The sequence below is a fragment of the Undibacterium sp. TC4M20W genome (assembly GCF_049340245.1).
In the GTDB taxonomy this organism is placed as follows: Bacteria; Pseudomonadota; Gammaproteobacteria; order Burkholderiales; family Burkholderiaceae_D; genus Undibacterium.
This window is the reverse complement of the sequence record NZ_JBMPPI010000016.1, coordinates 113,877-133,755: the sequence shown is the minus strand read 5'-3', so window position 1 is coordinate 133,755 and position 19,879 is coordinate 113,877. Positions and strand designations below refer to the sequence as shown.

The 19,879-nt window shown below is 50.1% G+C and carries 20 protein-coding genes; 13 read left to right on the top strand and 7 right to left on the bottom strand.

Features of this window, described 5'->3' with window-relative positions; translation table 11 throughout:
- Together ACO0LL_RS19060 and ACO0LL_RS19055 are read left to right on the top strand one after the other, a co-directional pair.
- On the top strand, positions 1-129 hold a 129-nt coding region (locus tag ACO0LL_RS19060), incomplete at its 5' end, for an ExbD/TolR family protein (protein ID WP_422952410.1).
- A gap of 169 nt (positions 130-298) precedes the next feature.
- The gene (locus ACO0LL_RS19055) at positions 299-1,552 is read left to right on the top strand and encodes a tetratricopeptide repeat protein (protein WP_422952407.1); all 1,254 of its coding nucleotides are present in this window, start codon (positions 299-301) and stop codon (positions 1,550-1,552) included.
- A gap of 72 nt (positions 1,553-1,624) precedes the next feature.
- Here ACO0LL_RS19055 and ACO0LL_RS19050 read toward each other — a convergent pair whose 3' ends face one another.
- Genes ACO0LL_RS19050 through ACO0LL_RS19040 form a run of 3 tightly spaced genes read right to left on the bottom strand, consistent with a single transcriptional unit; the run spans position 1,625 to position 3,819 of the window.
- On the bottom strand, positions 1,625-2,629 hold the full coding sequence (locus tag ACO0LL_RS19050) for a diguanylate cyclase (RefSeq protein ID WP_422952406.1): 1,005 nt from the start codon (positions 2,627-2,629) through the stop codon (positions 1,625-1,627).
- 18 nt (positions 2,630-2,647) lie between these two features.
- Positions 2,648-3,502, bottom strand: coding sequence for an HDOD domain-containing protein (locus ACO0LL_RS19045; protein WP_422952405.1), 855 nt, complete (start codon positions 3,500-3,502; stop codon positions 2,648-2,650).
- Complete coding sequence (locus tag ACO0LL_RS19040; RefSeq protein WP_422952404.1) at positions 3,499-3,819, bottom strand: hypothetical protein; 321 nt, start codon at positions 3,817-3,819, stop codon at positions 3,499-3,501. Before ACO0LL_RS19040 ends, ACO0LL_RS19045 begins: the two co-directional genes overlap by 4 nt.
- Positions 3,820-4,321: 502 nt before the next feature.
- Here ACO0LL_RS19040 and ACO0LL_RS19035 point away from each other — a divergent pair.
- A complete protein-coding gene (locus ACO0LL_RS19035) occupies positions 4,322-5,005 on the top strand; it encodes a DUF1345 domain-containing protein (RefSeq protein WP_422952403.1) in 684 nt (227 codons plus the stop codon).
- Positions 5,006-5,064: 59 nt separating this feature from the next.
- Here the strand turns inward: ACO0LL_RS19035 and ACO0LL_RS19030 are convergent, their stop codons facing one another.
- The gene (locus ACO0LL_RS19030; protein ID WP_422952402.1) at positions 5,065-5,523 is read right to left on the bottom strand and encodes a hypothetical protein; all 459 of its coding nucleotides are present in this window, start codon (positions 5,521-5,523) and stop codon (positions 5,065-5,067) included.
- Positions 5,524-5,744: 221 nt separating this feature from the next.
- Between ACO0LL_RS19030 and ACO0LL_RS19025 the strand changes: the two genes are divergently transcribed.
- Positions 5,745-6,983, top strand: a complete 1,239-nt coding sequence (locus ACO0LL_RS19025) for a nucleoside recognition domain-containing protein (protein WP_422952401.1) — start codon at positions 5,745-5,747, stop codon at positions 6,981-6,983.
- 44 nt (positions 6,984-7,027) lie between these two features.
- Here ACO0LL_RS19025 and ACO0LL_RS19020 read toward each other — a convergent pair whose 3' ends face one another.
- Together ACO0LL_RS19020 and ACO0LL_RS19015 are read right to left on the bottom strand one after the other, a co-directional pair.
- Entirely contained in the window at positions 7,028-8,821 is a 1,794-nt protein-coding gene (locus tag ACO0LL_RS19020; protein WP_422952400.1) for a M14 family metallopeptidase, read from the bottom strand.
- Between the two features lie 37 nt (positions 8,822-8,858).
- Entirely contained in the window at positions 8,859-10,166 is a 1,308-nt protein-coding gene (locus ACO0LL_RS19015) for a TRZ/ATZ family hydrolase (protein WP_422952399.1), read from the bottom strand.
- Between the two features lie 144 nt (positions 10,167-10,310).
- Here ACO0LL_RS19015 and ACO0LL_RS19010 point away from each other — a divergent pair, with 144 nt between their 5' ends.
- Together ACO0LL_RS19010 and maiA are read left to right on the top strand one after the other, a co-directional pair.
- A complete protein-coding gene (locus ACO0LL_RS19010; RefSeq protein ID WP_422952398.1) occupies positions 10,311-11,006 on the top strand; it encodes a fumarylacetoacetate hydrolase family protein in 696 nt (231 codons plus the stop codon).
- Positions 11,007-11,014: 8 nt separating this feature from the next.
- Positions 11,015-11,671 carry a maleylacetoacetate isomerase gene (gene maiA, locus ACO0LL_RS19005; RefSeq protein WP_422952397.1) on the top strand — a complete coding sequence of 219 codons (657 nt, stop codon included), beginning with the start codon at positions 11,015-11,017 and terminating at the stop codon, positions 11,669-11,671.
- A gap of 104 nt (positions 11,672-11,775) precedes the next feature.
- On the opposite strand, the gene ACO0LL_RS19000 is transcribed toward maiA, so the two are convergent.
- Entirely contained in the window at positions 11,776-12,366 is a 591-nt protein-coding gene (locus ACO0LL_RS19000) for a hypothetical protein (RefSeq protein WP_422952396.1), read from the bottom strand.
- 429 nt (positions 12,367-12,795) lie between these two features.
- Between ACO0LL_RS19000 and ACO0LL_RS18995 the strand changes: the two genes are divergently transcribed.
- The 7 genes from ACO0LL_RS18995 (at position 12,796) to ACO0LL_RS18965 (ending at position 19,790) form a co-directional block, all read left to right on the top strand.
- Complete coding sequence (locus tag ACO0LL_RS18995) at positions 12,796-15,558, top strand: PAS domain S-box protein (protein WP_422952395.1); 2,763 nt, start codon at positions 12,796-12,798, stop codon at positions 15,556-15,558.
- A 167-nt stretch (positions 15,559-15,725) separates the two neighbouring features.
- Positions 15,726-16,298, top strand: a complete 573-nt coding sequence (locus ACO0LL_RS18990; RefSeq protein ID WP_422952394.1) for an RNA polymerase sigma factor — start codon at positions 15,726-15,728, stop codon at positions 16,296-16,298.
- Positions 16,299-16,312: 14 nt separating this feature from the next.
- Positions 16,313-16,723, top strand: a complete 411-nt coding sequence (locus ACO0LL_RS18985) for a hypothetical protein (RefSeq protein WP_422952392.1) — start codon at positions 16,313-16,315, stop codon at positions 16,721-16,723.
- 1 nt (position 16,724) lies between these two features.
- Entirely contained in the window at positions 16,725-17,021 is a 297-nt protein-coding gene (locus tag ACO0LL_RS18980; protein WP_422952391.1) for a 4Fe-4S dicluster domain-containing protein, read from the top strand.
- A 112-nt stretch (positions 17,022-17,133) separates the two neighbouring features.
- Positions 17,134-17,613, top strand: a complete 480-nt coding sequence (locus tag ACO0LL_RS18975) for a GNAT family N-acetyltransferase (RefSeq protein ID WP_422952390.1) — start codon at positions 17,134-17,136, stop codon at positions 17,611-17,613.
- Positions 17,614-17,615: 2 nt separating this feature from the next.
- Positions 17,616-18,575, top strand: coding sequence for an AraC family transcriptional regulator (locus ACO0LL_RS18970; protein ID WP_422952389.1), 960 nt, complete (start codon positions 17,616-17,618; stop codon positions 18,573-18,575).
- Between the two features lie 114 nt (positions 18,576-18,689).
- Entirely contained in the window at positions 18,690-19,790 is a 1,101-nt protein-coding gene (locus tag ACO0LL_RS18965) for an alpha/beta hydrolase family protein (protein WP_422952388.1), read from the top strand.
- Positions 19,791-19,879: the final 89 nt, after the last annotated feature.

Sequence of the window (19,879 nt, the reverse complement as noted above, 5' to 3'; positions counted from 1 at the left end):
CAGCCAGAGATCCATCTGCGTCCGGTTGCGGTTGTGCCTTACAAGTCTGTGGCTGCGGTCATGGCAGCGGCACAGCGTCTTGGTGTGACCAAGATCGGTATGGTCGGGAATGAGCAGTATCTGAAGTGATAAATAAGCACTTCATGACATTTTCGGCGTATCAATGCTGAGTTATTAAGGTATGATTGAAAATTGGCAGGGTTCTCCCTGCCATTTTTCATATTCGCGGGTTGGGCTTTGCCTGTTTTTAAGCTGCAATCCCAAAGTTTATTAAATTTATTGATTGAGAGATCAACATATGAAGCAACTTCGCTTGTCTCGTATTGCTGTATTGTTTGCAGCTATTGGCTTTGCCGCCGCTCCGGAATTAACAAATATCGCAGCAAATCAAGCTTATGCTCAAGAGTCCTTGCGCCCCGAGATTGCCAAAATTGTGCACGGCGCTGGTGAATTGTATAAAGCGAAGAAATTCAGGGAAGCGCTTTCCAAGATTCATGAAGCCGATAGCGTAGGCGGCAAGACAGTCAATGAAAATTTCACGATAGAACGCATGCGCCTGTCTATCGCCTCTGCTGCTGGTGATAACGACACCGTGATCCGTTCTGCAGAAACCATTGTTTCTGCAAACAAGCTGGGCGGTAAAGAACAGTTGCAAATGATACAGGTTCTGGCGAATGGCTATTTCAAAGCAGGTAACTATAGCAAAGCTGTACAATGGTATAACCGTTACTATGCTGACGGTGGTACAGATTCTTCGCTGCGTCCTTACCTCACACAAGCCATGTTGCAGAGCGGTGACAGTGCAAAGGCCATGAAGGAAATCAATGCTGAACTGGCAGCAGATGAAAAATCAGGCCGCACACCAAGCCTGACCAATCTGGAATATCAGTCCAATGACGCATTGAAGCGTAAAGACATGGCCACTTACTCCAGCGCACTGGAAAAAATGGTGGCTTTCCACGGCAAGAAAGAGTACTGGGTCAACCTGCTCAATAACATTGAGAGAAAACCTGGCTATTCCGAACGTTTCAAACTTGATTTGATGCGTCTGAAACTGGCTCTGGGTCAAATTACCAAGAGCGCTGACTACATGGACATGTCATTGTTCGCGATACAGGCTGGTTACCCGGCAGAAGCCACCAAGGTGATCGATGCTGGCTACAAGGCTGGTGCATTGGGCGAAGGCAAGGACGCTGAGCGTCACAAGCGTTTGCGCGATATGGCAAACAAGACTCAGGCTGAGACTACCAAAGGCCTGGCAGCTAGCGAAACCGAAGCTAAAGCCGCCAAGGATGGCAATGCTCTGGTCAATATCGGCTACGGTTACGTAACAGCCGGTAATTACGACAAAGGCATCGCGATGATGGAAGAGGGCATCGCTAAAGGTGGCCTCAAGCAGGAAGATGATGCGAAATTGCATCTGGGTATCGCCCAACTGCAGGCAGGCAAAAAAGCCAATGCAATCAAAACACTGAAAACAGTGAAGGGCACAGATGGCTCAGGCGATCTGGCACGTTACTGGGTGATTTACGCGAATCAGTCCGGCAAATAATGCATGACCTGATGTAAAAACAAAGGCGCCTCCGGGGCGCCTTTGTTTTTGTCCTTATCTTTATCGTCTGAGTCAGTTCGCGACTTGATTGCGCCCGTTATCTTTGGCGCGATACAAAGCCGCATCAGCACAACTGATGAGCTCATTGCTATCTTGCCCGGCGCTCAAACTTGCAACGCCAAATGAGCCTGTAATATGCGGCAGCGGTTTTTGGCGATCGATAAATACCTTGGTTTTTGCCAGGCGGCTGCACAGTCTTTGCGCTACACCCATGGCAGATTTGTGACTGGCACCAGGTAGTATGACCATCATTTCTTCTCCGCCATAACGCGCGGCAAAATCACTGGGACGCAAGCCTGCATTCAATACTTTTGCTGCAGTTTGCAGGGCATCGTCCCCCAGCAAATGGCCATGCTCATCATTAAAGCGTTTGAAGTGATCCAGATCGACCATGATGATGCTCAGCGCTGCGCCGGTAGCATGGGCATGCTGTACCATGCCAGGCAATTGTGCATTCAGCCAGGCGCGATTATGCAAGCCTGTCAGCCCATCCACCATAGACAACTGGCGATAGAATTCGCCAACCTTTTGACGACTGCGGATTTGCGCATTGGCGGCACGTATGCGGAACGACAGCAATTGCAAGAGGTTGCGGGCCACGCCATTTGACTCATCGATCAGACGCCACAATGTCTCTGCCTCTATCAGCAATAATTCACACTCATTGATGGCAGAAATGGTGGCTGAATGTATTTCTTCGTCCAGTACAGAGATTTCACCTACGCATTCACCCGGCAGATACTGCGTGATAGTATTTTCCAGCTGATTGCTTTCTTCGGTAATGCGGCTGACACCCAGCGCACCTTTGAGGACGATAAACAGTTTCGCTCCCGAGCTGTTTGCGTCCAGTACAACCTGGCCTGTATAAGCGCGGACTACCATGCAATCCTTGATGATGTCGGCAATGAGTTGTCTGTTGTCTTCGGTAATGTCGCGGAAAAGGTGGATATCTTCAATACGATAATCCGTTTCCCTGAAAAGCTTGAGTCGTTCCAAAATCGTTTTATCCAGATACATGAGGCAAATATAAGAGTGTCAGAGTACGATCTGATCCATGGCATCGAAACGCATTTCAGTTTCGCGAAAAATGCTCAGGTAGTCAGCTTCACCAAGCCCTAGCGTATCCCAAGCAGCCTGTGACAGCAAGGGTAGGATATCGTTTTCATCCTGTGCCAGGTCAAGTGCGTGCACAATTGCATTTGCTACATGTACTACCGAAGCAAGTACGTTCAGGTTTTCTTGTTCGGGATGATGGTGACCACGTATGGCATCACACACTGCCTCAGAAAAGTTCCAGTGTGTTGCCAGTGCCAGACCAGCATCCACATGATCGATGTGCAGGATATGCCGTTCAGCTTCGATGAGCAGACAATCTGCCTCTTTTTGATAGCGCAGAACCTGTTCATAATTTGCCGGGTAGCAGGTCACCAGCACCAGCTTGCCTATGTCATGCAACAGACCCGCAGTAAAGGCAAAATCATGCTTCATGTGCAGTGCGCGCGAGATCAGCTCAGCACAAATCGCTGTGGCAACGCTATGGCGCCAGAATGCCTTGAAATCAAATGCAGGACATTTCTCAGTGGGAAACTTGTTCGACAAGGCTGTCGTGCGTATCAGGTTTTTCACATTCTTGACGCCCAGCATGGCAGTCGCCTGCTGCAAGGTCACTACTTTGGAGTTATTGCCATAGTAGGATGAATTGGCCAGCCTTAATAATTTCGCTGTGACAGACTGATCCAGGGCGATTTTTTCAGTGACCATGTCCAGGCTGCTTTCTTCATCATCAAGATTTTGCAGCATCTCCATGGCAACTTCTGGCAGAGTGGGCAAGTCCTTGATTTTTTTTACCACGTCTTCCAGTTGTACCTTGAATTCATTGGCATCAGTCATCTGGCTTCCCCTTTACGGTAGTCAATGACATAGGACTTCAGTATGCTCGCCGGCTCAGTATCTCCCGCCTGGCGAAAGATTTTTTCTATACGGCTTAATTTGGTCGCCAGATCCTCAAGCTCTTCATGCACGGCACCCGCTTCGCCCTCGACCGTCAATTGATGGATATCGTGATGCGCAATCGCCTGCAGCATGCGCTCTGTCAGCGTTGTGCCTGCAGGTAGCAAGACGTGGCCGACTTTATCGAGCAAATCATCGGCCAGCACTGTTCCCGGCGTCACCTTGGAAAGTGGCAAATAGCGGTAATGTCTGTTCATGGTGCTTGCCTCGCTGAATGAGCGTGCTGCGTTATCGGAGACGTATTGCTTCAGTGTAATAAAATTTTACTTAAAAGGAAGTCGATTTTTTATTAAGACGCATGCATTAACCTGATCCGGTGACGAATATGTCCGAATATCAATTGATAATGAATATACTACACTTGATGCGGCAGCATGTTTGATTCTGACGGCTGTCTGAATTTACTATATGAAATTCCGTAATTTTCATGCATCATTTCTAGAACTCATTTCATAAATAGGGATGAGTGCGAACAAGGCGATTTGGGATGCAGTGCAAGGCGTGGCCTGCAGCTAAGGCTCATGCCTTAGCAAAGGACGCAACGCAGTAATGCGCCCAAATAGTCAGTTCCCGAAGGGTTTGTCTCATAACATGTGCCAGACAACATAGAATTTATTGTTGATAGTGCCATTATTAATGGCCGTATCCGCATTGCCAATCAGTGTTGTGAGGCAAACGCGCCTCATTCATATTTATGAAATGAGTTCTAATATTTTTGACCTGACAGGATTCATCATCAAACAAATTATTCAACGTCGCCCACGTCTGGTACTTACTTTGGCTCTGGGCGCTCTGGCTGCAGTTTTCCTGCCCGGGCCGCTGTCTCTGATCACCCGCGCCCTTTTTGGCTGGAATGTGGCTGTGTGGACCTACCTTTTGTTGATGGCCTGGTTGATGATGGGGGCAGACAAGCATGCGGTGCGCAAGATGGCGCAGCAGGAAGACGAAAGTGCCGTAGCGGTGTTGGCATTGATGTCACTGGCAGCGACCCTGAGCCTGCTGGCCATCATTCACGAATTGTCTGGTCTGGCAGGGGCCAGCAGAGAGGAAAGGGCAATCAAATACTTGTTTGCCTGCAGTACGGTATTGGGTTCCTGGCTGTTGCTGGGCGTAATTTTTTGTTTTCACTATGCATTGCAGTTTTATAACGCTCCGCCAGACAAGCCAGCCCTGCGCTTCCCGGAAGAGGAGTGCATACCAGATTTTTGGGATTTTCTGTATTTCTCATTCACCATCGCCGTTGCCGCACAAACTTCTGATGTGACCGTGATGAACAGGCAGACACGCAAGACTGTGCTTGCGCAGTCAGTACTCAGTTTCTTCTTTAATGTGGCCGTAGTTGGTTTTTCCATCAATATTGCTGCCAGCCTGGTAGGGAATTAGGCAAAAAAGAAGCCGCTACAGCAGGTAGTAGCGGCTTCTTTTCTTTATGTCATTATGTTCTAGCGCCAGTAATGATCATGGTGGCGCTCACGTCTTTCTTCACGCCATTCTCGTTCGTAACGTCTTTCCTGGTGCCAGCCATGACGGTCACGCCATGGGCGGCCATAGTTTTGCTCTACGTAGACATGTTCGACATAAGGTCTGGGAGAGCTCAACACTACAGGTACACCACCTATGCGCATATCGACATTGACACCATAGGGCAGGCGGCTGCCACTTTGCCAGGCACCACCATTTGCCCAGTACCAATTACGCTGTGCCGGTGCGTAATATACCTGCTGGGACGGGTAATACACGTAGTTGTAGCTGCGTACTACCTGATGCACCGGAGGCGCAGGGTGCCAGCGGTAGTCTCTGACATAGGCATCGTGAGCAAGCGCCGTATTTGCAGTGGCAGCACAGATCAGCAGAGCTGACGCTGCTGACAACAGGCCTTTGATAAATTGAGTAGCTTTCATGGCATCTCTTCCTTCGTTTTGATGTTCTGATGTCCATATAACGCGGCGCAGGACGATGCGGCTGACAGCAATTTGTGTATGTCCGTACAAAACTGCAAGCAGATGTTACAGACTGGTGGCATGTCCCATGCCGGGCGTTTATGGTACCGGAGCAAATTTTCATACTACAGCGCAAGCTTTTCATGATAAAAAGCCTGCACACTTATCCCATATTGAATGCCATGTTACTCACCTACATCTGGACAGTTTTTTTTCTGATCGGCTTTATTGCTGCCCTGGCTCAATGGTTGATATTGGGAGATGTAGAAGTATTCAAGCGCATCATGGACGGGACTTTTGAGTCAGCTCGCCTGGGTGTCATGGACATAGCCTTGCCGCTGGCGGGTGTCATGACATTGTGGCTGGGCATCATGAATATAGGCGAAAAAGCCGGGGCAATTGATTTTATCGCCAAAATTATTGGCCCTTTTTTTGCACGGATATTTCCTGGCGTACCGCAAAACCATCCTGCCAACGGCCATATGGTCATGAATTTTTCAGCAAACCTGCTGGGCCTGGACAATGCTGCCACACCCTTTGGTCTGAAAGCGATGGAAAGCCTGCAGAGCCTGAATCCTAGCAAAGATGAGGCCAGTGATGCTCAGATCATGTTCCTGGTCTTGCATACTTCAGGCCTGACATTGATCCCCCTTGCCATCATGGCGCAACGCGCCGTGCTGGGAGCAAAAGACCCTTCCGATATCTTTATCCCCTGCATGATTGCTACTTACGTGGCTACCGTGGTTGGCCTGATTGCAGTTGCCATCAGGCAGCGCATTAATTTGTTTGACCGGGTGATCATGGGCTGGTTGGGTGGTTTAACGAGTTTTATCGTTGCCCTGGTCTGGTATATGAGTCAGCACATGAGTCGCACTGACATTGAAGTGTTTTCAAAAATCAGTGCCAATCTTTTGCTATTCACCATTATCATCAGCTTCATGCTGGGTGCCATGCGCAAGAAAGTGAATGTGTATGAAGCTTTCATTGAGGGGGCCAAAGGTGGCATACAGACTTCGCTGACCATCATCCCTTATCTGGTGGGTATGCTGGTCGCTATCGGTGTCTTACGCAATTCCGGCATCCTCGGGTTTATCGTTTCCGGCTTTACCTGGTTGTTCACGCAGATGGGTTTGAATACGGACTTTACCGCTGCCTTGCCGACCGCCCTGATGAAGCCGCTCAGCAGCTCAGGCTCACGGGCGTTGATGGTAGATGCGATGAAAACCTACGGCGTGGATTCATTCATTGGCCGCCTGACCTGCATTTTCCAGGGCTCTGCTGACACCACCTTTTATATTGTCGCCCTGTATTTTGGTTCAGTCGGCATACGCAAGACCCGCTATGCCATATCCATGGGCTTGCTGGCTGATTTTGCTGGTGTGGTTGCAGCGATTTTTGTTGCCTACCTGTTCTTTCATTAAAACGTCGCCACATGCAGATGTCAGCATGTGGCGGATTGCAAGTTTTACTGGGGAACAAAATCCAGTCGCAGCACAGGATAAACCTGATAGCGCTTGTCCCATGATGAATGGCGTTGCGCAAAGAACTCCAGACGGGCAGATGCGCTCTTGGCAAACTCGGCATCCTCAGCAATACGTTTCTCGAATGCGGCTTTCAATTGCGGGTCAGCGGCTAATTGTTCACGCGCGACATCTTCAGCCACATAGGCTTCCATGTATTCCTTGCGTTCAAAAGCGCCATTGAACCAGCCCCAGTTCACCAGTGCATCCGGTGCCTGCGGTTCAAATAAACCCGCAATCAACCTTGCTTTTGCCTGCGCAACAGGGATGAACAAAGCACCTTTACGCAGGCTTTGCGCCTGGTTTTGCCATGTTCCCTGCAGCTTCAAGGTTTGCCGTCCTTCAAATGACTGCACTTGCATGCTGGCCTTGCTGGTAGCGAATTGTTCAGCGGAGACGGCATTCAAGTCGGTATTGAGAATGCGGAACTCTATGCCGTGCTGCTGCAATTTTTCCGCCACCGCTTTGCTGTAGGCGACAGGTACGATATAACCGCCCTTAGGCAAGCTGATTTGTGCGTCCGGCACAATCTCATCACGCAGTTTTACCTTCCATACTTGCGGTTTGCTTTCATCATAGCGCGTCATCAATGCGCCAGAAATATCAGACATCGTGCGTGTGTAGGCATAACCACGGAAGTCTATGTCCCTGGTTTTTTCCGTCGTCTTATAAGTAACAGGCAAACTTTGACCAGCCAACTGCGCTGCACGCTTATCTGCCGCTTTGGTAATAGACAGCCATTGGCCGCCATTTGCTGCCACTTGCTCCAGCACTGATATCACGGTGTTGTGGGTAATGCGCACGCGGGTAGGGTAATCTTTCCATGAATGGGTTTCCACCAGCATGCCAAAGCGGTTGCGCAAAACTGGATAACCGCTGGAGAAACGTGGCGTAGGCACGCTGTCCATAAAGCCTGACATGGGATCATCTTCACGCATGAAAGACATATAAAAAGGCTGCGGCAACGAGCCCTGTTTCGTCAGATCGGCCATAACATTATCGCGCAAGATTTTACCCGCTACACGCAAGGCTGCATCACCTGAATTGATAGGTTCTACCTGTATCGAAATATCATGTTCAAATTTGGCGCCATCAGTCACATGCAAGTCAATGACAGCCAGCGGGTCCCAGGTGTTGATGAGTTTGAGCATGGCTTGCATTTCAGGCGCATCTGCCTTCACATAATCGCGGTTCAGATTGAAGTTTTGCGCGGTGGTGCGCCAACCCATTTCTTCGGGGCCGCGCTGATTTGGGCGATTCCATACACCAAAGCGTTCATGCCCGTCGATATTGAAGACCGGGACAAATAACAGTACTTGCTTGTCCAGCACATGTGGTGCGACTTTATTGTCCAGTATCTCGCGCAATGCCAGAAAGCCTGCATCCTTGCCATCTATCTCACCCGCGTGGATGCCGCCCTGTATCAGGGTCACCGGCAGAGCTTGTTTTGCTACCTGTGCAGGTGTGAAAGCACCACTGCGTGTCACCAGCAAAGCCAGCATGGGGCGGTTTTCTGGTGTGCGGCCAAATTCCAGGCAGCGCACTTCCTTGGGATAGTTTTTCTGAAAAGCCTGACACAGCTTTTCTACTTCTTCATATCGCCCGGTCTTTTTGAAACCGCTTTGTTCAGCGATTGTCGTCAAAGGAGTCGCTGCCTGGGCGCTCGTCAACAACAGACCGCCGCCTGCGATCAAGCCACTGATAATGCTTAATTTAAAAATTGAGTTTACTGGTTTCATACGAAAATCAAAATTTGATAGATTGAAATTGAAAAACCTAGGCTGTAGCAACCTTATGCTGCCACCATCTTGCCTTGTCCTTGAGCTGGCCTTCATCCACGGTCTGGAGTTTTCGATCAGCCATCAGGCAGCGTCCATTGACCCAGACGTGGCTGACCTGTTCACGCCCGGCGGCATAGACGATTTGCGAGACAGGATCAAACAGCGGCAGGGTTTCAATAGCAGACAGGTCTATTGCAATCACGTCAGCCAGCTTGCCTGCTATCAGACTACCGATTTGCTGGTCCATGCCGAGGGCTTTGGCACCAGCCAGCGTTGCCATTTCCAGTGCATTACCGGCATTCAAGGCTGTCGGGTTGCTGGACACTGCTTTTGCCAATAATGCTGCCATACGCAAGTCACCGAGTAAATCCAGCTTGTTATTGCTGGCTGCACCATCGGTACCTATGCCTACATTGACACCGGCAGTTTGCATGGCATGGATAGGTGCAAAGCCAGACGCCAGCTTCAGGTTACTGGCGGGATTATGGGCAATGTGCACGCCTTGTTGTGCCAGTAGTTTGATCTCATCTTCATTCGCATGCACCATGTGCGCAGCAATCAGGCGTGGTGACAATAGGCCCAGATTGTGCAGGCGCTGCAAAGGGCGCATGCCATGGTCGCGGATACTGTCATTGACTTCATCCATGGTTTCATGGATGTGGCAATGTATGCCCATGTCATGCTTATCCGCCAGCGCCACGATCTTTTTGAAAGTCGCATCTGATACGGTATAAGGCGCATGCGGGGCCAGGCGGAAAGAGACACCGCTTTGCCCCTTGAAAGCCTGGTGTGAAGCCAGTGCTTTTTCCAGGTAGCCATCAGCATCGGCCGCATAGCTGGTAGGGAACTCAAGCACACTGCAACCGACCACGGTGCGCATGCCTGTGTGCAGGCCTGCACGTGCTACATCGTCGTTATAAAAGTACATATCATTGATGGTCGTGGTACCGCCGCGCAGCATTTCTGTCATCGCATAGACACTTCCGTCGAAGACGAATTCTTCTGACACATGCTTTTTCTCGGCTGGCCAGATGTGATTGTGCAGCCAGTCCATCAGGCTCAGATCATCTGCCAGGCCACGCAACAGCGTCATGGCAGAATGGCCGTGCAAGTTGATCATGCCGGGAATGACGGCATGTTCCGGCAATTCCACATGCTGTGCATCAGGGTGCTGCAGACGTGCCTCAGCACTGCTGAGTATGGCCAGGATTTTTTCATCTTGCATGACCAGCGCATGCCCGCTCAGGACAGTGGCACGTGGTTCTATGGGAATCAGGTATTTGGGATGTAAGCAGGTTTTCATATTATTGGGCTCCACAATTGTTCATGCATTATAACCAGTGTCATTCAATATGGCTTTGGCAAGCCTGAATGGCAATTGCTCCATGTGACAGAGACTGAATGAAAGTGCCATAATACTGTCTGGTATCAGAAATCAGGAGCAGATATGGATTACCTTTTCCCACCTGTACAGCAGGCTGCTGTACCCATAGCTGGTGGCACGGCTTATTTCCCTGTGCACAGGATTTACTGTGTAGGACGGAATTATGTAGAGCATGCCAAAGAAATGGGATGGTCAGGGCGTGAACCACCATTTTTCTTCATGAAACCGGCTGACGCCGTATTGCCCGTCAAGCAGGGTAGCGTCGGTGAAATGCCTTATCCACCCATGACCGTCAATCTGCATCATGAAGTTGAACTGGTTGTCGCCATAGGCAAGGGCGGCAAGAGTATCCGCACTGAGGATGCACTCGGCCATATATGGGGTTATGCAGTCGGGCTGGACATGACACGCCGTGATCTGCAGGCCGAAGCCAAAGACCAGGGCAGGCCCTGGTGTACATCCAAAGGATTTGATTTTTCTGCGCCTATAGGCCAGATTCACAGGGCAGATACCGTACAGGGCATGGAACAAGCCCATATTCGTCTCGATGTGAACGGACAAGTCCGGCAAAATAGTGATACCAGTAAGCTGATCTGGAGCCTGGCAGAAATCATCGCCTGTCTGTCTGAACTATATACGCTGCAACCCGGCGACCTGATCTATACAGGAACACCAGAAGGTGTGGCAGCCGTACAGCGCGGCGATTTGCTGGAAGCCTCGATCACGGGTTTGAGTGATCTGAAAATCAAAATGGTGTAAGCATTATCATGAAACTATATGGATATTTTCGCAGCTCTGCTTCATACCGTGTAAGGATAGCCCTTAATCTCAAGGGGCTAGATTATGAGCAGGTAGCGATTCACCTGGTCAAAAATGGCGGTGAACAATTGACACCTGCTTACCGTGCTTTGAATCCGGATGGGCTCGTACCGGCATTGCAGGACGAGCTAGATGGTGAGAGCGTCACACTGACGCAGTCGATGGCGATCATTGAATATCTTGATGAAGTGTATCCTGAAGTCGCCTTGCTGCCATCCGGCGCTCTGGATCGTGCTCATGTCAGGTCGCTGGCCTTGTCGATAGCCTGTGAAATTCATCCCGTTAATAATTTGCGGGTGTTGAAATATCTGTCAGGGACACTGCAAGTCAGTGATGAACAAAAGAATGCCTGGTACCGTCACTGGTGTGAAACCGGCCTGGCCGTACTGGAACAAAAACTGGCAGCCGATCATCGTACCGGCCGTTTTTGCCTCGGCGACACGCCGGGATTTGCAGACTGTTTTCTGATACCGCAAATCGCCAATGCTCAAAGGTTCAATTGCGATTTAAGTAGTATGCCTACTATCATGCGCATACATCAGGCTTCCAATGAACATCCAGCCTTTATCAAGGCAGCACCGGCTAATCAGCCCGATGTCGAATAGCAGGACAAAACTGTAGACAAGTATTTTTGTCTCATGATTTTGTTATGCATAAAAAAGGGGCCAGAAAACTGGCCCCAGTCATGCCCCGTTTGCATAAACAAATGCTAATTCGGTATTTCGGGATTGTCGTGGCTGTTTGCCAGCGTATCGTTGAGCACAGAAATCAGTAATGAGCGTGTCAGTTTTGATTTGGTCGTGTAGCCATCAATGGCAAAGGTCTCACTGACATGCTGCTCAGGCGCATAGCCCGGCTGGCCTGTGCGTAAAACGATGCGCAAATTTGGCAATGACATTTCATTGCGGATGACACTCACGAGCTTCAAGCCTGCATCGACAGTTTCCATCACCACATCCAGCAAGATCAGGGCAATATCAGGATTGTTGCGTATGATGCTGTGCGCTTCTTTGGCAGAATAGGCATGGATAAATTCCAATGACCTGCCATGGATTTTAACGCCGCTCAATGCCAGCAAGGTCGTGTCGTGCACATTGCTGTCGTCATCTGCGATCAGGATTTTCCAGGGATGCAAATCCAGCTTGGGCCGCAAAGACTCTTCATCTTCTTCAATAAAATCAATGACATCATCGTCCTGACTTGCACCGAGTGCACAGTCAGAAACTAAATCATTTCCTAAATGTGAATATATACCTGGCGATAGCGATCTTTCATTGTTTGCCAAAATGTTACAAGTCATTTGTGCCCGAAAAAGATCGTTTTGTAACAAGCCGGGTGTTCTACTGTGTTGATTCTTCATCAGTGTGCTCCCTGTTGCTTGAGTAAGTTTCAATTCAATCTTATGTGAACCAGTCTGCATAATCAAGACCAAAGAAATGGAAAATGTTAAATAATGATTATTGCAACACTGGTACGTAACATAAATTGATATTCGTCACCAATTGTGCTGATGTTCGGTGCTACTATTTACGCCATAAACTGAAGCTCTATCGTCGAATATACAGCAAAATCAGGCAAGTTCTATGCTATTGGACTAGTCCAGGTATCAAAACCCATGTTTACAAGGCAGCACACCTGAATCGAGAACGGGTATGGAGTTAGAAGTTTTTTGGCGCAGGCAGTACGGGTAGCTAATTACGTCTTGGTTACGTCTTCGTTAGTCTTCGTTATGTCTTCCATTATGCCTTCCACTTATCTTCCCGCAGCGATAGTGACTTCACTGGTCACTTCATTTCTGACCATGCTGGTGTTGTTCTATATCCAGTATTTACATTTGCATCCCCGGGCCAGCAGGTGCTGGGCGCTGGCCTATGCCTGCCTGGTCATGCAGCAACTGTGCCATCTTCTTGGTGATGGACAAAGCCTGGTTTTTAATCTGGCGGCAGATGTCTTCTTGTCTGGCTATATCTGTTACCTGTGGGCGGGTACGCGCATCTTCCACGGTGTCACCGTGTTCGTCATGCCCGTCATGCTGAGCTTTGCGATTGCGGTTCTCTGGCTGTTGATGACGTCACTGACTGCGGTTCATTCATTGTGGCGCATGCTACCTGTTTACCTGGCTTTCGGTCTGGTTATGCTGGCAGCCTCGATGACGTTTTTGCGCACTCGCAATGAAAAACACGTGCTGGGGTTTATCCTGCTTGGTGTATTGCTGGGCTTCAAAGGCATATATCTGGCTGGTTCGCCATTCCTGCAAAACCAGCCAGAATATCTGGTGCTTGGTTTGCAAGCCTCGACATTGCTGGACCTGGCTATAGGCATGCTTTTTCTGGTTGCTGCTTTGTTGCGGCAGCAAGATGATGCCGCGCGCATGAATGATAATTTAAAACAGGAAATGGAAGAACGCAAAAATATAGAGCGCCTGTCCAAAGACCGTGAAACCCTGTTTGAAAAAGTCTTCCAGATGGTGCCGGATGTATTGGCGATTTGCCGTGAAAAAGATGGCCGTTACTTGGATGTAAATCGTCACTGGGAAACCATTACCGGCTACTCCAGGGAAGAGACCCTGGGACGGTATTCTTTGGAACTGAATTTATGGATGGATGTCAGACGGCGCGCTGAGATGCTGGCAACCTTAAGACGCGATGGCGAGATCAATAATTTCGAGGGCTTGTACAGACATAAACTGGGGCATGCTTACCACGTACTTATCTCGGGCACACTCTTTGACGTTGGTGGTGAACCCTACATCGCCTACGCCATGCAAGATATCTCGGCGCTGCGCAAGGTCGAGCAATTGCAGGAACAGGCCGAGCGTGATTTGCAGGAACGCGAGAAATTGCTGTCAACCGTATTTCAACTGGTGCCCGATACCCTGACTATCACCAGGATGGCGACAGGTGAATATGTCGATGTCAACCGCAACTGGGAACCAATGTCTGGTTACACCAGGAAAGAAGCGATAGGCCATACCTCAAACGAAATACAGCTATGGGAACAACCTGAGCAAAGAGACCAACTGATCAGGCAGATACAGCTGCATGGCGAAGTCAGGAATATGCAAATCGCCTTCCGCCACAAACAGGGCCACACCAGCAATTGCCGTGTTTCAGGTTCCAAGTTTGAAACCGGTGATGACACCTATCTGCTGCTGTCCTCACGCAATATCGATCAGGAGCTCAGTGCAGAAACAGCGCGTCTGCACGCAGAATCACTATTGCGTGAGAATGAGCAAAAATATTCCACGCTCTTTCAATTATCGCCTATACCTCTGGGATTGGTCGATGTTAAAACTGATTGCATAGTCGAAGTCAATGATGTCTGGCTCAAGGAACTGGGTTATCAAAGGCAGGACATAGTAGGCCGCACGACGCTGGAAATGGGCATCATCCGGCAAGCTGAGCTGCGGGCCAAATTCAATGAAGATCTGGGGCGTGACAAGAAGATAGATCAACTGGAAGTCCGCATCAGGGATCAGGCCGGGGAGGAAGTGATTTTCCTGTTGTCGGCCAGACTGATCAAAATGCATGGCAAGGCCATGTGCATTTTTTCTTTGCTGAATGTGACCAGGCAAGTTCAGGTAGAGCAAGAGATTCGCGAAATGACCGCGCAGCTGGAAGAGCGCGTCAGATTACGCACGCTCAATCTGCAGCAAGCCAATGCCGAACTCGCGGCAGCCATGGAATCATTGCGGCACACTCAGGATGAACTGGTGCGTTCAGAAAAAATGGCGGCCCTGGGTTCACTCGTGGCAGGAGTTGCCCATGAACTGAACACACCGATAGGTAATAGCGTAACAGTGGCCAGTACCCTGCAGGACAAGACCCGGGACCTGGTGCGCGACATCAATGACGGGCAACTCAAGCGCTCAGTGCTTGACCATTATCTCGATAGTGCAACAACCGGCACCGCCTTGCTCATGCGCACGCTCGGCATGGCGCGCGAGTTGATCGGTAGTTTCAAGCAAGTCGCAGTTGATCAGTCAAGCAGCCACAGGCGACAATTTGATTTGAAAGTGGCGCTGGAAGAGCTCATCGTCACCCTGGCACCCATGTATAAAAACACGCCTTACCATCTCGTGACTGAACTGGCCCCCGGCATAGGCATGGACAGTTACCCAGGCCCGCTGGGACAGATCATGACGAATTTCATGACTAATGCATTGACGCATGGATTTGAAGGACGTGAGTCTGGTGAGATGTGTTTGAGCACGCAATTACTGCCTGATGATCAGGTACAAATCATCTTTGCCGACAATGGCATAGGCATGACAGAGCAAATACAAAAACGTGTTTTTGATCCCTTCTTCACGACCAAGCTGGGGCAAGGTGGTTCTGGCCTCGGTATGAATATCGCCTATAACCTGGTGACCGGCGTGCTGGGTGGTGAGATACGGCTGGAGAGCAAGCCAGAGGAGGGAACCCGTTTCATCCTTGTAATTCCCCTGCATGCACCTCAATTAAGTAGCGAAAACGAGAAAACGGCAGGGTGAACCGCATACTTAGTTTCTGAATTTTCAATATCATCCCAGCAAACTGCGTCAGAAATAAATTGTTATTTGATAACATTTTTCTCTATCCTATGCGTTGATATGCTAGTGTTTGCCAATTATTTTGCCTGTATCTGCAATATTCGCCCTTATTGCGCGTCTTCACAGGCATGGAGACTACACATAACCCACCAGAGCTGATGGCTGACCAGAACAAAGACCTTGCTGAAACGGTCAGGCGCGAACGTGGGCGGCTGGGTAGCTTCATACGCAAGCGCGTGGCAGATGCCAGCGAGGCAGAAGACATTTTGCAAGATGTCTTTTATGAACTGGTTGAGGCTTATCGCCTGCCAGAGCCTATAGAACAGGTCGGTGCATGGCTGTTCAGGGTTGCCCGCAACCGCATCATAGACCGCTTTCGCAAGAAAAAAGAAGTCGCCCTGCCTGATGTAGAGGAGGGTAGTGAAGATGAATCCTGGCTCGACAGAGTCATGCCATCTGTAGATGAAGGACCGGAGGCCGCCTATGCACGCAATGTCATGCTGGAAGCTTTGTATGAAGCCTTGGATGAATTGCCAGAAGAGCAGCGCGATGCCTTCATAGGCCATGAAATCGAAGGGCTGAGCTTTAAGGAAATGTCCGCCGCTACTGGCTTGGGCGTTAACACTTTGCTGGCGCGCAAGCGCTATGCCGTCTTGCATCTGCGCATGCGCTTGCAAGACTTATTGGAAGAATTTAATTAAGACTGGAGTTTGATATGTTAATGCGATTTAGAGTATTAAAAATCATGGTGGTAGTGATCGCTGGCATCAGCGCACTGAGCTGGGTAGTCATGATGTTGTGGAACTGGCTCATGCCAGCTTTGTTTGTCGGTGCCCGCAGCATCGATTTCCTGCAGGCGCTGGGTTTGCTGGTGCTCAGTAAAATCCTGTTTGGCGGCATGCGTGGACATGGTGGCTGGCATAAACATGGCGAACACCACTGGCATCGTCGTTGGGAAAAACTGACGCCCGAAGAAAGAGAGAAATTCCAGCACGGCATGTTTGGCCGCAGAAGGCACAGGGATGAAGCCTATGCCCAGGCTTGCCGCCATCATCAGGATCATAACAGCCATAAACCTGAAAATCAGCCTGACAACAAGCCTGAAAACAAGCACGAGCAGGCTTGAAATGCAGACGACAAAGGAAGTGGTTTGCAAACAGGAGCCAGGCGTCATCATCCCTGTCGTCAACTTCAGCAAGTGTGAAGGCAAGGCGGATTGTGTGCCAGTTTGCCCGGAAAACGTCTTTGAAATTCGCCGCATTGCCGCCGAAGACTACAAACAACTGGGCTTGCTGGCACAACTCAAGCAAAGAGTACATGGCATGAAGGTAGCCTATACCCCCAATGCCGATGCCTGCCGCTCTTGCGGTTTATGCGTGACAGCCTGCCCGGAAAAGGCAATTACTTTGCGGCGCTCAACATAACAGAAGCATGCATATTTAAGTAAGGCTCACACGGATGTTTTAAAATAGTCATTTGAGCAGGCGTAGCAGATACCTGCATTCCATCACTCTGCAATACCGGGGAGGAGTATTGATGACTATTGTAATTCGTGAGGCCGGGCCTGCTGATCTTGAAGAGGTCCTGCAGCTTCGCATGCGCCTGTTCGACAAGCTGGTCGATTTTAACAATGGCAAAGGTGTCGATGAAGATTTGTTGCAATCGACCCGCACTTACTTCAGCGATGCCTTGCAAAATGGGGTTTGCAAAACCTGGGTAGCCGAGGCAGATAGACATCTCGTCGCCTGCGGCTCACTCGCCATCTTCATCCGCCCACCGTATCCGGGTAACGTCGCAGGCAAGGATGCTTATCTGCTCAATATGTACACCATGGCAGAATACCGCAAGCAAGGCCTGGCCAGAAAGATATTGCAACAGGCCATGCAGTATGCCCGTGAACAGGGCTTTACAACAATCTGGCTGCACGCCACTGAAGATGGACAGGCTTTATATGCGTCTGAAGGGTTCGAGCCGTCGGCCAAATACATGGAATGGGAAGTCGGGGCGGGAGTGTAAACTTGAGCCAGCTTCCATCAGTGAAAAATGCACAGGCATCTCAGCATCAGTCGCATTACCAGGCGCGCATGCACAGGGTGCTGGAGCATATAGACCGTCACCTTGATCAGCCACTTGATCTGGAGGTGCTGGCCGGGGTCGCGCATTTTTCACCGTATCATTTCCACCGCCTGTTTGCTGCCTGGATGGGCGAACGCCTGGGGGATTATGTGCGTCGTCGCCGTCTGGAAGCCGCAGCATTTCGCCTGTTTGCGCAAGCAGGCACACCCGTGCTGGAAATTGCCTTGTCAGTCGGCTTTGGTTCGGCAGAGGCCTTTACCCGCGCCTTCAAAGACCGGTTTGCTTATACGCCAGCGGCTTGGCGGCAATATCAAATTGATTTGCAGCGTACAAATAGCAAGAATAATCAAGCGGTAAGCAATAATGATCAGGTCCAGTCTTATGCGTCCTTTCATAATGGAGTCTCTTCCAGTTTAAAACAGGTGGCCAGCATGGACGTCAAATTAATACACAGAGAACCAGTCAATATCGCTTATCTGCGCCATATAGGGCCTTATGGGGCAGAGGTAGGCCAGTTCTGGGCAGAGGTTGTGTCACCGTGGATGGCAACACATAATTTGTTCGCAAGGGCGCGCTATGGCATCAGTCACGATGACCCCAGCATTACTGATCCGGCGCTTTGCCGCTACGACGCAGCAGTTGAGCTGCCAGAAAATTCCCCTGTCCCCGGAAATGCCTTGCTGACCAGCATACCCGGTGGAGAATATGCCTCACTGCACTTCGAAGGCAGAAGCACTGAAATCGGTGAAACCTGGGCTGCCCTCCTGCGTGACTGGTTACCTGCCAGTGGCTATCAGATCGATGCCCGACCCTGCTTTGAATACTATTCACCCGAAGCCTGTTTTGATCCGGAAACCGGTATCTTTGACTGTGATATCTGCATCCCGGTTATTCCCCTTTGATATGCCTCGCTGGGGCAGTCTTATGACCTGAGTCAGGTCGCGACAATTCTTTGCATGCACAACGGCACATTGCTGCCGCTGCATTTCTGCATCCATTTTTTGGAGTTCACGAATATGATGTCATTTCTTCGCAACTGCATAGCCTCCTTGATTTTACTTGCTGCAAGCAGCCAATCTGTCATGGCCGCCGGGGCGGAGCACAATCCCTATCCCGTAGGTTTGAAGCTGGTGCAATATGAAGATGCCAGTCGCATGGCCTGGGCAGGTAATAAAGCACGTCCCCTGTCAACGGCAATCTGGTATCCGGCCCAGGCGGGAGCGGTGGAGAAATACTGGAACGTGGCTATCTTCAAGGCGGGCCGCAATGCGATAGATGCACCCATGCTGCACACAGCCGGGAAAATGCCCTTGATCCTGCTCTCGCATGGCACTGGTGGTTCGGCAGCCTCCATCGCCTGGTTTGCCGAGAGCCTGGCAGCACACGGCTATATAGTCGCCGCCGTCAATCACCACGGCAATACCGCGTATGAAGAGCATACCAGGTTAGAAGGCTTTGTCGTCTGGTGGGACAGGCCGCATGATTTGTCAGTGCTCATCGACAAGTTGCTGGCAGACCCCGCTATTGGCCCAGGTATTGATACCCAGCGCATTGCCGTGGCAGGTTTTTCTATCGGTGGCTATACCGCATTGGCCAGTGTAGGTGGCAGGATCAGCTACACGCAATGGCAAGAATTTTGCGGTAAATACGCCACTAACCCAAATTGCACATTTCCACCAGAAGCCAAATTCAGCCATGAAGACTTACAGACGCTGCTTAAAGAAAACCAGCGCGTCAAGGCCGAGATTGCCAGGTCTGGCGCAGACTACAGCGACAGCCGGATCAAGGCCGCCTATGCCATGGCACCTGTCATGGGCAGGGTAGTGACCAAAGACAGCATGGCTGCCATCAAAGTACCTGTGCGCATCGTGGTGGGGGCGGCTGATGATCAGGCTATTCCAGAATTTAATGCCCAGGTCTATGCGGCAAATATTGCTGGCAGCAGCCTGCTGACACTGCCTGCGGTAAGCCACTATGCTTTTTTGGCAGAGTGCAATATGCTAGGCAAATTGGCGGCGCGCCAGGTTTGTGTAGATCCTGCCAGGTTTGAACGCTCTGCCATCCATCAACAAGTAGCAGCAGATGCCAGGAAATTTTTTGAGGATAAGCTGCGGTAGTTTGTGTCCATTTCTGATACCTGGCTAAGCTGATTTAAACGGCAGGGCATGATACAGTTTTCCAAGTCGAATTCTTGATATGAGTCCTG

Excerpts from the sequence above, each read along its gene's own strand:
- ACO0LL_RS19055 (WP_422952407.1), top strand. The coding sequence starts at position 299 with ATGAAGCAACTTCGCTTGTCTCGTATTGCTGTATTGTTTGCAGCTATT.
- ACO0LL_RS19015 (WP_422952399.1), bottom strand. The coding sequence starts at position 10,166 with ATGAAAACCTGCTTACATCCCAAATACCTGATTCCCATAGAACCACGT.
- ACO0LL_RS19020 (WP_422952400.1), bottom strand. The coding sequence starts at position 8,821 with ATGAAACCAGTAAACTCAATTTTTAAATTAAGCATTATCAGTGGCTTG.
- ACO0LL_RS19050 (WP_422952406.1), bottom strand. The coding sequence starts at position 2,629 with ATGTATCTGGATAAAACGATTTTGGAACGACTCAAGCTTTTCAGGGAA.
- ACO0LL_RS19045 (WP_422952405.1), bottom strand. The coding sequence starts at position 3,502 with ATGACTGATGCCAATGAATTCAAGGTACAACTGGAAGACGTGGTAAAA.
- ACO0LL_RS18985 (WP_422952392.1), top strand. The coding sequence starts at position 16,313 with ATGTTAATGCGATTTAGAGTATTAAAAATCATGGTGGTAGTGATCGCT.
- ACO0LL_RS18995 (WP_422952395.1), top strand. The coding sequence starts at position 12,796 with ATGTCTTCCATTATGCCTTCCACTTATCTTCCCGCAGCGATAGTGACT.
- ACO0LL_RS19035 (WP_422952403.1), top strand. The coding sequence starts at position 4,322 with ATGAGTTCTAATATTTTTGACCTGACAGGATTCATCATCAAACAAATT.
- ACO0LL_RS19030 (WP_422952402.1), bottom strand. The coding sequence starts at position 5,523 with ATGAAAGCTACTCAATTTATCAAAGGCCTGTTGTCAGCAGCGTCAGCT.
- ACO0LL_RS18975 (WP_422952390.1), top strand. The coding sequence starts at position 17,134 with ATGACTATTGTAATTCGTGAGGCCGGGCCTGCTGATCTTGAAGAGGTC.
- ACO0LL_RS19000 (WP_422952396.1), bottom strand. The coding sequence starts at position 12,366 with ATGACTTGTAACATTTTGGCAAACAATGAAAGATCGCTATCGCCAGGT.
- ACO0LL_RS19010 (WP_422952398.1), top strand. The coding sequence starts at position 10,311 with ATGGATTACCTTTTCCCACCTGTACAGCAGGCTGCTGTACCCATAGCT.
- ACO0LL_RS19025 (WP_422952401.1), top strand. The coding sequence starts at position 5,745 with ATGTTACTCACCTACATCTGGACAGTTTTTTTTCTGATCGGCTTTATT.
- maiA (WP_422952397.1), top strand. The coding sequence starts at position 11,015 with ATGAAACTATATGGATATTTTCGCAGCTCTGCTTCATACCGTGTAAGG.
- ACO0LL_RS18980 (WP_422952391.1), top strand. The coding sequence starts at position 16,725 with ATGCAGACGACAAAGGAAGTGGTTTGCAAACAGGAGCCAGGCGTCATC.
- ACO0LL_RS18965 (WP_422952388.1), top strand. The coding sequence starts at position 18,690 with ATGATGTCATTTCTTCGCAACTGCATAGCCTCCTTGATTTTACTTGCT.
- ACO0LL_RS18990 (WP_422952394.1), top strand. The coding sequence starts at position 15,726 with ATGGAGACTACACATAACCCACCAGAGCTGATGGCTGACCAGAACAAA.
- ACO0LL_RS19040 (WP_422952404.1), bottom strand. The coding sequence starts at position 3,819 with ATGAACAGACATTACCGCTATTTGCCACTTTCCAAGGTGACGCCGGGA.